Genomic DNA, 1,482 nt, shown 5'->3' with positions numbered 1-1,482 from the left:
TGCGCGCGGGCGCGTCCAGCGGCTACGCGACCGTGCTGCTGCCCGCGCTCATCGTGCACGGCGTGGGCAACGGCCTGTCGTTCCCCAGTCTCAACATCGCCGCCGTCGCCGGCCTGCCGGACCACCGCCAAGGCCTGGCCTCCAGCCTGGTCACCTCGTCCGTGCAGATCGGGGCCGGCATCGGCGTGGCGGTGCTCGCGGCCGTGATGGCCGTCCCGGCGGACGCGCTGGACGGCTACCGCGCGGCGTTCCTGACCGCCGGGACCTTCTCCCTGCTCGGCGCGCTCATCGCCTACGTCGGCCTGCGCACGCCTCCTCCACCCGCCGCCGGTGACCCGGCGGCCACCAACCCCGACGTCCGTCCGCGCATGAGGAGCACCCGATGACCCTTGACCTCACCCCCGACGAGTTGCTGTCCACCACCCGGGCCGTCCGCAGGCGGCTCGACTTCGACCGGCCCGTCCCGCGCCGGCTCATCGAGGAATGCGTCGACCTGGCCACCCAGGCGCCCACCGGACGCAACCGGCAGCGCTGGCACTTCATCGTGGTCACCGAACCCCGCCTGCGCCGCACCGTGGGCGGCGTCTTCCGCCGGGCGCTCGCCGCGGCGGAGGGCCAGCCTCTGAACGAACGCGACATCCGCCGCATGAACCACGCTCCACGCTCCACCCAGGGCGTGTTCGACGGGCTGCGGCACCTGACCGACAACATCCACCGGGTCCCGGCGTTCGTCATCCCCGCCATCGAAGGGCGCACCGACCACGCCACGGCGGCCGTCCAGTCCGGGACCTGGGGGTCCATCCTGCCCGCGACCTGGAGCTTCATGCTCGCAGCCCGCGCCCGCGGCCTGGGCACCACCTGGACAACGGCCCAAGGGCCCCTCGAACAGGAACTCGCCGCCACGCTGGGCGTCCCTTACCAGGAGGTCATGCTCGCCGCGTTCATCCCGCTCGCCTACACGATCGGCACCGACTTCAAGCCCGCGCCCCGCATCCCGCGCGACCAGGTCCTGCACTGGGAGAGATGGTGAGCACCTGAACACCGGGGGCCGGGACGCCTGAGCCGAGCGCTCGAACGTCCCGGCCCACCCGCCCGACCGGTTCCAGCGCGCCGGTCGCGGCAGGGGGTGTAATGCCGGAGGGGAGCCGGCAATGAAGGGATGCCGGAAAGGAGCTGGTGTTGCGACATCCCACATCGAACCGGTTCGAGGACCTGTACGCGGAGAACCGGGCCAAGGTGCTCGGGTACGCGTTGCGGCGGACCGGGGACCCCCAGGACGCCGCGGACGTGGTCGCCGAGACCTTCCTCGTCGCGTGGCGGCGGCTGGACGACGTCCCGCCGGGCGACGAGGCCCGCCTGTGGCTGTACGGCGTGGCCCGCCGGGTGCTGGCCGGGCAGCGCCGCGGCGAGCGCCGCCGGAGCGCCCTCGGCGCGCGGCTGCGGTCCGAGCTGGCCGCCGCCGGGCCCGTCCGTCCGGAGGAC

General features: G+C 74.0%; 3 protein-coding genes. All 3 read left to right on the top strand.

Annotation, left to right across the window (positions count from 1 at the left end):
* A partial coding sequence (locus AB0J52_RS40255; RefSeq protein WP_500188454.1) for an MFS transporter occupies window positions 1–386 on the top strand: 386 nt, incomplete at its 5' end.
* Window positions 383–1,030, top strand: a complete 648-nt coding sequence (locus AB0J52_RS40250) for a nitroreductase family protein (RefSeq protein WP_500188452.1) — start codon at window positions 383–385, stop codon at window positions 1,028–1,030. The genes AB0J52_RS40255 and AB0J52_RS40250, both read left to right, overlap by 4 nt.
* Window positions 1,031–1,179: 149 nt before the next feature.
* Window positions 1,180–1,482 (top strand): RNA polymerase sigma factor (locus AB0J52_RS40245; RefSeq protein ID WP_500188451.1); only part of this gene is annotated, 303 nt, incomplete at its 3' end.

Origin of the sequence: Spirillospora sp. NPDC049652, from assembly GCF_040675125.1 — a bacterium.
In the GTDB taxonomy this organism is placed as follows: Bacteria; Actinomycetota; Actinomycetes; order Streptosporangiales; family Streptosporangiaceae; genus Spirillospora.
This window is presented reverse-complemented; position numbering and strand designations above follow the sequence as displayed.

Coding starts and splice junctions, on each gene's coding strand:
- AB0J52_RS40250 (WP_500188452.1), top strand. CDS start 383: ATGACCCTTGACCTCACCCCCGACGAGTTGCTGTCCACCACCCGGGCC.